Here is a 7,986-nt window from a genome sequence, read left to right as displayed (position 1 = left end):
GGCACCAGCCCCGAGATCAGGGCGGTGCTCCGCGCCAGGGTCGAGTCGGCGATCGCCGGGCCGCTCGCCGACCGCCTCACCGGGCCGGGGGCCGAGGAGCGTGCGCTGCTCGCCACGTCGATCATCCTCGGCGGAGGGTCGCTCCGCCGCGTGCTCGGGGCCGACTCGCTGCGCGGCGCCGACCCCGCCTACCTGGAGGAACGGCTGACGGCCATCTTCACCGCCTGCCTGCTCCCTTGACCTCCGGAGGGATCAGGCGGCCAGCTCCTTGATCTTCTCGATGAGCTTGAGGCGCTCCTCGTGGGTGCCGGCGACCGGGTTCACGTTGATCGTGGTGACCCCGGACTCCTTCAGCGCCGCCACGCGGTCGCGGACGAAGCCCTCCGAGCCGATCAGCGACATGTTCTCCAGCAGCTCCATGGGCACGAGCGCCGCGGCCTCCTCCTTCTTGCCTTCGAGGTAGAGGTCCTGGATCTGCTCGGCCTCCTTCTCGTAGCCGTAGCGCCGGGCGAGGTCGTTGTAGAAGTTCCTGCCCTTGGCGCCCATGCCGCCGATGTACAGCGCCGCCATCGGCCTGCCGAACTCCAGGTAGCCGGAGACGTCGTCGCCGATCGCCAGCGTCGCCTGGGCGATGACGTCCAGCTCGCCGAGCTCCTCGGCGCGCCTGGCCTTGCCCGCGGCCAGCGAGGCGCCCCACACGTCGGCGGCCTTCTCAGGCACGTAGAAGATCGGCTCCCAGCCCTCGGCCAGCTCGGCGGTCAGCTCGACGTTCTTCGGGCCGATGGCCGCGACCACGATCGGGATGCGCGGGCGCACGGGGTGGTTGATCAGCTTGAGCGGCTTGCCGAGGCCCGTGCCCTGCTCGGGGGGCAGGGGCAGGGTGTAGTGCCTGCCCTGGTGGGTCAGCCGCTCGCGCCGCCACACCTTGCGGCAGATCTCGATCACCTCGCGAGTGCGGCCCAGCGGAGCGGTGTACGGCACGCCGTGGAAGCCCTCGATGACCTGCGGGCCGGACGCGCCGATGCCGAGCACGAAGCGGCCGTCGGACACGTAGTCCATGCCGGCGGCGGTCATGGCGAGCAGCGTGGGCGTGCGCGAGTAGATCGGCAGGATGCCCGAGGCGATCTGCAGCCGCTCGGTCTTGGCCGCGATGTAGCCCATCTGGCTCACGGCGTCGAAGCTGTAGGCCTCGGCGACGAAGACGATGTCGAGCCCGGCGCTCTCGTAGTCGGCCAGCTCCGCCACGGTCTCCTTGAAGCCTCCGGCGTAGTTCAGGGCCATGCCGATGCGCATCCCGCGTCCTTCCCGTCCAAGGAAAACCGAATGATGTTCCGGTAAGTGCACGGCCAGGTTATCGAGTCGCCTCGCCGCGGCCAACCCCAGGTGGCCAGTCCCCCGCGGCGCGCCGGTCGCGCGGGGACACCGCTCCGCCTGCCGAGAGCCGGACGAGGTCGTCCCTGGTGTCGATGTCGGCCGGATCGCCCACGTCGTCGCACGGCACGAGCGTGACCAGCCCGGGGTGCGCCCGCAGGAAGGGACGGGCCCCGACATCCCCGACCGCGAGCCTGCCCACCTCGCCGAAGTGCTCCCTGCCGATCAGCACGGGGTTGCGCATCGCGCCGCCGTACGTGGCGGCGGCCGCCGCCGCGCCGCCCTTCCTGGCCTCGATCAGGCGGCGTACGGCCTCGGCCCCGATGAGGGGCTGGTCCACCAGGGCGATCACGACGGCCTCGGCGGAGAGCGGCAGGGCGTCCAGCCCGACGCGCAGGGACGAGCCCATGCCCGTCGCCCAGTCGGGGTTGCGCACGGCCACCGCGGCGCGGACCTGCACGGTGACGGCTCCGAGGACCACGACCACCGGGTGGCAGCCGCCCTCGTGGAGCAGGCGCGCCCCCCGGTCGACCAGCCGCTCGCCCTCGAACTCGACGGCCGCCTTCGGGGTGCCGAGCCGCGACCCCTGCCCGGCCGCGAGCAGCAGCCCCGCGCATGCCGATCTGGCGGGCACGTTCACAGGCCTCCTCCCTCCGGCTCCTCCCAGGCTCCGTCCCCATGATCCCGGGCGGCCACTCCGTGGATGCGGCCCGTGGTCTCGGTCAGCGCCCTGCCCGACCCGCCCCAGCGGAGCTGGATCAGCTCGGCCGCGATCGACACCGCGGTCTCCTCCGGCGTGCGCGCGCCGAGGTCGAGGCCGATCGGCGAGCGCAGCCGCGACAGCTCCTCCTCCGGCAGGCCGGCCTCGCGCAGCCGTGCCAGCCGGTGCTCGTGGGTGCGGCGCGACCCCATCGCCCCGACGTACCCGGCCCTGGTGCGCAGGGCGACCTCCAGCAGCGGCACGTCGAACTTCGGGTCGTGGGTGAGCACGCAGATCACCGTGCGCTCGTCGACGTGGGCGGTGGAGAGGTAGTCGTGCGGCCACTTCACCACGACCTCGTCGGCGTCGGGGAAGCGCTTGGCCGTCGCGAAGACCGGGCGGGCGTCGCACACCACGACGTGGTAGCCGAGGAACTTGCCGACCCTCGCGACCGCCGCGGCGAAGTCGATGGCGCCGAAGATCAGCATGCGCGGCGGCGGGGCGAAGGACTGGACGAAGACCGAGAGATCGTCCAGCCGCCGCTCGCCCTCGGGGCCGTAGCGGCGCACGCCGGTCAGGCCCTGCGCGAGCATGCCGCGCGCGTCGTCGTCCACGGCGGCGTCGAGCCTCGGGAGTCCGAGCGAACCCGACGCGCGGCCCTCCCACATCACCCTGCGGGCGCCGGCGCGTCCCGGCCCAGAAAGGATCGTCGCGACGACCACCGGCTCGTGCCGCCGCACCGATTCGGCGATCTCTCCGAGCTCGGGATAGCTGTCGCCAGACACCGGCTCGACGAGGATGTCGATGATGCCCCCGCAGGTGAGGCCGACGGAGAAGGCGTCGTCGTCGCTCACCCCGTACCTCCGCAGCACCGGGCGGTCCTCTTCGACCACCTGTCGCGCCAGCTCGTACACCGCGCCTTCGACGCAGCCGCCCGACACGCTGCCGACGGCCTCCTCGCCGAACACCGCCATGGAGGCGCCGGGCGGCCTCGGCGCGCTGTGGAAGGTGTCGACCACCGTGGCGAGACCGAACCGCTCGCCCGCACCCCACCACCGCACGATCTGCGACAACACATCACGCATGAGACAGCCTTTCAGCGAGCTCCTCGAAAGCGGCCAGGCTGTGCCCGGCGACGAAGGCTCCAACGTACGGCAGGGCCGCGCGCATCCCGCCGGTCAGCGGCTGGTAGCCCTCGTGGCCCTTGTGCGGGTTCACCCAGATCACCCGGTGGGCGAGCCGCGACAGCCGGGCCATCTGCCGGCCGAGCAGGGAGGGGTCGCCCCGCTCCCACCCGTCGGAGGCGATCACGACGACGGCTCCCCGCGCGCGAGACCCCCGGTCGAGGAACTCCTTCAGCTCCTCGCCGAGCCGGGTGCCCCCGCTCCAGTCGGGGATGGCCGCCGACACCTCGCGCATGGCCGTACCCGGATCGCGGTGGCGCAGCTCGGCGGTGATCCGCGTGAGCCGGGTGCCGGCGCTGAACACCTCGGTGGCGCGCGGCTCGCACCGCACCAGCACGTGGGCGAACCGCAGCATCGTGTCGGCGTACGGCGCCATCGAGCCGCTGACGTCGACCAGCAGCACGACGCGGCGCGGCCGTACCCGGTGCGTCCTGCGGCGCAGGCGGGCGGTCTCGCCGCCCCGGCGCAGGGTCTCCCTGATCGTCCGGCGGGGGTCGAGGCGGCCGCGATGGGCCGGGGCGAACCGCCGGGAGCGGCGCCGCTCCCGGCGGGTGCGCAGGATCGCGAGCAGGCGGTGGATCTCGTCGCGCTCGGCGGCGGTCATGCGCGCGATGTCCCGCCGCCTGAGCACCTCGGTGCGGCTCGCGGTCGCGGGCAGGGCCTCGTCGTCCCCGGCCTCGCCCGGCTCGGCGCCGTCCGGGGAGACCGTGTGCCGGGTGACCGTCACCACCGGCGGGGCGGCGCGGGCGGCGCGGGGCCGCTCGCCGCCGAAGTAGGCCGCGAAGCACCGGTCGTAGCGGGGAAGGTCGTCGGGGCCGGCGCACAGGGTGAGCCTGCCGGCCCAGTAGACCGCGTCGCGGCCGGTGACGTCGAGGTGGCCCGCCGCCAGCAAGAGGTTCTGCGTCCGCTCGTGGTCGGCGGCGACCCCGGCCGCCCGGAGGGTGCGGGCGAAGCCGGTCAGCGTCGCGGCGAGGTCGTCCTGGGCGGCCCTGCCCGGCGAGACCGCCGCGTCATCCATGGCGGAGAAGCCCGTTCTTGAGCACGGCCTCCTGGTCCTCGCGGTACTTCAGCACCGCGCCGAGGGTCGCCGCGGCCAGCCCGGGGTCGAGGTCGCGCGCGCCGAGCGTGAGCAGCGCCTCGGTCCAGTCGAGGGTCTCGGCGACGCCCGGCGGCTTGACCAGATCGGCGCCGCGCAGGCGCTCGGCGGCGCGCGCGACCTGGGCCGCGAGGGTTTCCGTGCACTCGGGGAGGCGCCGGAGCAGGATGGCGACCTCGCGCTCGAACGAGGGGTGCTCCAGCCAGTGGTAGAGGCATCGGCGCTTGAGCGCGTCGTGCACGTCACGGGTGCGGTTGGAGGTCACGACCACGACCGGAGGCGTCTTCGCGCTGATGGTGCCGAGCTCCGGGATGGAGATCGTGAAGTCCGACAGCACCTCCAGCAGGAACGCCTCGAACTCGTCGTCGGCCCGGTCGATCTCGTCGACCAGCAGCACGCTCGGCTGGGTCTCCAGCGCCTTGAGCAGCGGGCGGGCGATCAGGAAGCGCCGGTCGTACAGCTCGCCCTCAAGACGCACGGCGTCGGTGGCCCCGGTGGCGCCCGTGGCCTCGGCGGCCTTCAGGTGCAGCAACTGCCGGGCGAAGTCCCAGTCGTACAGGGCCTGGGCCGCGTCCAGCCCCTCGTAGCACTGCAGGCGGATCAGCGGCGCGCCGAGGACGGCGGCGAGCGTCTTGGCCAGCTCGGTCTTGCCGACGCCGGCCTCGCCCTCCAGGAACAACGGGCGGCCCATGCGCAGCGCCAGGAAGCACGCCGTCGCCAGCCCTTCGTCCGCGAGGTAGGCCCGCGCGTCGAGCAACTCGGCGAGCCGGCCGGGGGTTTCGATGTCAGACGCCTGGAGTGTCCTGTGCAACACCCCCTCAGGTTACGCGTCACCGGTGTCACACGGCTGTGGCCGAACTCGCCAAAGATCCTCCCGGTGTGAAGTCATGAGCAAAAACCCATTGACTTGGTAGGTAATAGCGTTAATTATTCGGTGGACGCCGCACCGCGACAACCCCTGCGAGGTTCCCCCGATGCCCACCCCCGCACTGGAAGTTCAGGCGGCACGCGAGCCCACCCGGCCCGCCGTCCCGCCGGTGACACCCGACCGCCCGCCACGCCCGCGGTCATCTCGCGCGCCCGGCCGCTCCAGGGCCTGGCGGCGGTGGATCAGCCCCCTGGCCGTCGTCGTCATCTGGCAGATCGCCAGCGCCACCGGGCTGCTGTCGCAGAACCTGCTCGCCGGTCCCACCACGATCGCCGCCACCACCGTCGACCTCGTCACCAGCGGCACGCTGCCCACCGCCATCGCGGTGTCGCTCCAGCGGGTCGCCGCCGGGTTCGTGCTCGGCGGGCTCGCCGGCGTGCTCCTCGCGCTGGTCGCCGGGCTGAGCCGGGCCGGCGAGAACGCCGTGGACCCGCTCATGCAGATGCTCCGCGCCCTGCCGTTCTTCGGGCTGATCCCGCTGTTCATCCTTTGGTTCGGCGCGTCCTTGATCACCGTCACGCTGGACGGCTGGGATGGTAAAGACCGGGACCAGCGGACGACAACATCCCCGATCTTGGGCAGGCGCAGTTTCCCGTCCGGCGTGATCGCGAACCGGGCATTTCTGGTGAAGCGGATCGCCTGCCGGTTGTCCTTGCGTGACCGAAACCGGGGTGGGCCGATCTTCGACCCTTTACGCTTGCCGGTGATCGAGGCGAAGAAGTTGCGGTACGCGGTCTTCAAATCCGCCAGCGCCTGCTGCAACACCACCGCTGAGACCTCGCCCAGCCACGCGCGTTCCGGGATCGTCTTGGCTTGGGTGATGACCCGCTTGGACAGCTCCCCGTCCGAGACGTACGGCAAGCCCTGCTCGCGGGCGTCTTGCCGGATGCGCAGACCGTCGTTGAACACCACCCGCGCACATCCAAATGCCCGCGCCAGCGCCGCACACTGCCCAGCGGTCGGGTAAAGCCGGTAGCTGTAACGAAGCCGCACGACACAAAGAGTACCGATTCCATAGCTGAGCGTATGCATGTTCGAGAACTCCAAGACAACCGAGGCGGGAAGAACCCCACGCGGTCATGGCCTCCTACCACTGGTGGGTCCCGCGCGGGCCTTCACCTCCGGGCAGATCGACGCCTGGGCCATCTGGGATCCGTACACCTCCCAGGCCCGCCTGCGGAACAAGGCCCGGCTGCTGGTGGACGGCACCGGGTACGTCAACGGCTACAACTTCCAGGTGGCGGGCCAGGTGGCGCTCGCCGACACCGCCAAGGCGAGCGCGATCCGCGACTACCTCACCCGCCTGCAGCGCGCCAAGATCTGGGCCAACTCCCACCAGGCCGAGTGGGCCAAGGTCTGGGCGAAGGAGACGGGCCTGCCGGTCGAGGTCACGCTGGCCGCCGCCGGCAACCGGACCACCACTCCGGTGCCGATCGACGACGCCCTGGTGGCCTCAGAGCAGGAGATGGCCGACGCCTTCACCGCCGGGGGACTGCTCCCCGGGAAGATCGTCTTCGCCGACTTCACCGACCGCCGGTTCAACGACATCGTCAAGAAGGACACCTGAGCCATGCCTTTGAAGTTCCACTGGTTCCTGCCCACCTCCGGTGACAGCCGCGCGATCGTCGGCGGCGGCCACGGGCTCCAGCGCGGGCACGGACGTCCCACCGCGAGCGCCTTCCGGCCGCCCACCATCGACTACCTCGGCCAGATCGCGAGGTCTGCCGAACAGCTCGGCTTCGAGGCCGTGCTCACCCCGACGGGCACCTGGTGCGAGGACGCCTGGCTGGTCACCGCCGCGCTGACCCAGCAGACCACGCGGCTGAAGTTCCTCGTGGCCTTCCGGCCGGGGTTCGTCTCCCCCACCCTGGCCGCGCAGATGGCCGCGACCTACCAGCGCATCTCCGGCGGGCGGCTGCTGCTCAACGTCGTCACCGGCGGGGAGAGCACCGAGCAGCGCCGTTTCGGCGACCACCTGTCGAAGGACGAGCGGTACGCGCGCACCGACGAGTTCCTCTCCATCGTGCGCGGGGCGTGGAGCGGCACGCCGTACGACTTCACCGGCGCGCACTACCAGGTGGAGGGCGCCACGGTGGCCGAGCGGCCAGACCCGGTGCCGGAGCTGTACTTCGGCGGCTCGTCGGCGGCGGCCGGCACGGTCGCGGCGCGGCACGTCCAGACGTACCTGACCTGGGGCGAGCCGCCCGCCCAGGTGGCGGAGAAGATCGCGTGGGTGCGCGGGCTCGCCGCCGAGGAGGGACGGACGCTGAGGTTCGGCATCCGGCTGCACGTCATCGCCCGTGACACCTCCGAGGAGGCGTGGGCGGAGGCCGGCCGCCTGCTGGACGCGATCGACCCCGCCGACGTCCGCACCGCGCAGCAGACGCTCGGGCGGAGCGACTCGGTCGGGCAGAAGCGCATGCTCGCCCTGCACGAGGACTACCGGCGCGACGGCGGCGGCGTGCACGACCTGGAGGTCTACCCGGGCCTGTGGGCGGGGGTCGGGCTCGTGCGCGGCGGCGCGGGGACGGCGCTCGTCGGCAGCCACGCGGAGGTCGCCGACCTCATCGAGGAGTACGCCGACCAGGGCATCACGGAGTTCGTCCTGTCCGGCTACCCGCATCTGGAGGACGCCTACTGGTTCGGCGAGGGGGCACGGCCCCGGCGTGGAGTGAGTTCGATGTGGCATGAGGGGGTTCGGCCGGAG

Annotated in this window: 7 protein-coding genes and 2 pseudogenes; 3 read left to right on the top strand and 6 right to left on the bottom strand. The window is 72.2% G+C overall.

Features of this window, described 5'->3' with window-relative positions; all coding sequences use genetic code 11:
* Nucleotides 1–240: pseudogene (locus tag AB0O34_RS35380) on the top strand (TetR/AcrR family transcriptional regulator); the annotation flags it as partial.
* Between the two features lie 12 nt (nt 241–252).
* On the opposite strand, the gene AB0O34_RS35375 reads toward AB0O34_RS35380, so the two are convergent.
* The 6 genes and pseudogenes from AB0O34_RS35375 to AB0O34_RS35350 all read right to left on the bottom strand — a co-directional run.
* The gene (locus tag AB0O34_RS35375) at nt 253–1,293 is read right to left on the bottom strand and encodes an LLM class F420-dependent oxidoreductase (protein WP_363923118.1); all 1,041 of its coding nucleotides are present in this window, start codon (nt 1,291–1,293) and stop codon (nt 253–255) included.
* Between the two features lie 58 nt (nt 1,294–1,351).
* Nucleotides 1,352–2,011, bottom strand: coding sequence for a nucleotidyltransferase family protein (locus AB0O34_RS35370; protein ID WP_363923116.1), 660 nt, complete (start codon nt 2,009–2,011; stop codon nt 1,352–1,354).
* Nucleotides 2,008–3,156, bottom strand: coding sequence for an XdhC/CoxI family protein (locus AB0O34_RS35365; protein WP_363923114.1), 1,149 nt, complete (start codon nt 3,154–3,156; stop codon nt 2,008–2,010). Before AB0O34_RS35365 ends, AB0O34_RS35370 begins: the two co-directional genes overlap by 4 nt.
* Nucleotides 3,149–4,273, bottom strand: coding sequence for a VWA domain-containing protein (locus AB0O34_RS35360; RefSeq protein WP_363923112.1), 1,125 nt, complete (start codon nt 4,271–4,273; stop codon nt 3,149–3,151). Before AB0O34_RS35360 ends, AB0O34_RS35365 begins: the two co-directional genes overlap by 8 nt.
* Nucleotides 4,266–5,165, bottom strand: a complete 900-nt coding sequence (locus AB0O34_RS35355) for a MoxR family ATPase (RefSeq protein ID WP_363923110.1) — start codon at nt 5,163–5,165, stop codon at nt 4,266–4,268. The genes AB0O34_RS35360 and AB0O34_RS35355 overlap by 8 nt, the downstream gene beginning before the upstream one ends.
* Nucleotides 5,166–5,777: 612 nt before the next feature.
* Nucleotides 5,778–6,272: pseudogene (locus AB0O34_RS35350) on the bottom strand (transposase); the annotation flags it as partial.
* A 37-nt stretch (nt 6,273–6,309) separates the two neighbouring features.
* On the opposite strand from AB0O34_RS35350, the gene AB0O34_RS35345 reads away from it, so the two are divergent.
* Both AB0O34_RS35345 and AB0O34_RS35340 read left to right on the top strand, forming a co-directional pair.
* Nucleotides 6,310–6,846 carry a hypothetical protein gene (locus tag AB0O34_RS35345; RefSeq protein WP_363923108.1) on the top strand — a complete coding sequence of 179 codons (537 nt, stop codon included), beginning with the start codon at nt 6,310–6,312 and terminating at the stop codon, nt 6,844–6,846.
* Between the two features lie 3 nt (nt 6,847–6,849).
* On the top strand, nt 6,850–7,986 hold a 1,137-nt coding region (locus tag AB0O34_RS35340), incomplete at its 3' end, for an LLM class flavin-dependent oxidoreductase (protein WP_363923106.1).

Origin of the sequence: Sphaerisporangium sp. NPDC088356 (assembly GCF_040685555.1) — a bacterium.
Taxonomy (GTDB): domain Bacteria; phylum Actinomycetota; class Actinomycetes; order Streptosporangiales; family Streptosporangiaceae; genus Sphaerisporangium.
Note: the sequence above shows the minus strand (reverse complement) of the source record. Positions and strands in the feature narration are given on the sequence as shown.

Bases quoted from the DNA above. Each gene is read 5' to 3' on its own strand.
- AB0O34_RS35375 (WP_363923118.1), bottom strand. From the start codon at position 1,293: ATGCGCATCGGCATGGCCCTGAACTACGCCGGAGGCTTCAAGGAGACC.
- AB0O34_RS35365 (WP_363923114.1), bottom strand. From the start codon at position 3,156: ATGCGTGATGTGTTGTCGCAGATCGTGCGGTGGTGGGGTGCGGGCGAG.
- AB0O34_RS35360 (WP_363923112.1), bottom strand. From the start codon at position 4,273: ATGGATGACGCGGCGGTCTCGCCGGGCAGGGCCGCCCAGGACGACCTC.
- AB0O34_RS35345 (WP_363923108.1), top strand. From the start codon at position 6,310: ATGTTCGAGAACTCCAAGACAACCGAGGCGGGAAGAACCCCACGCGGT.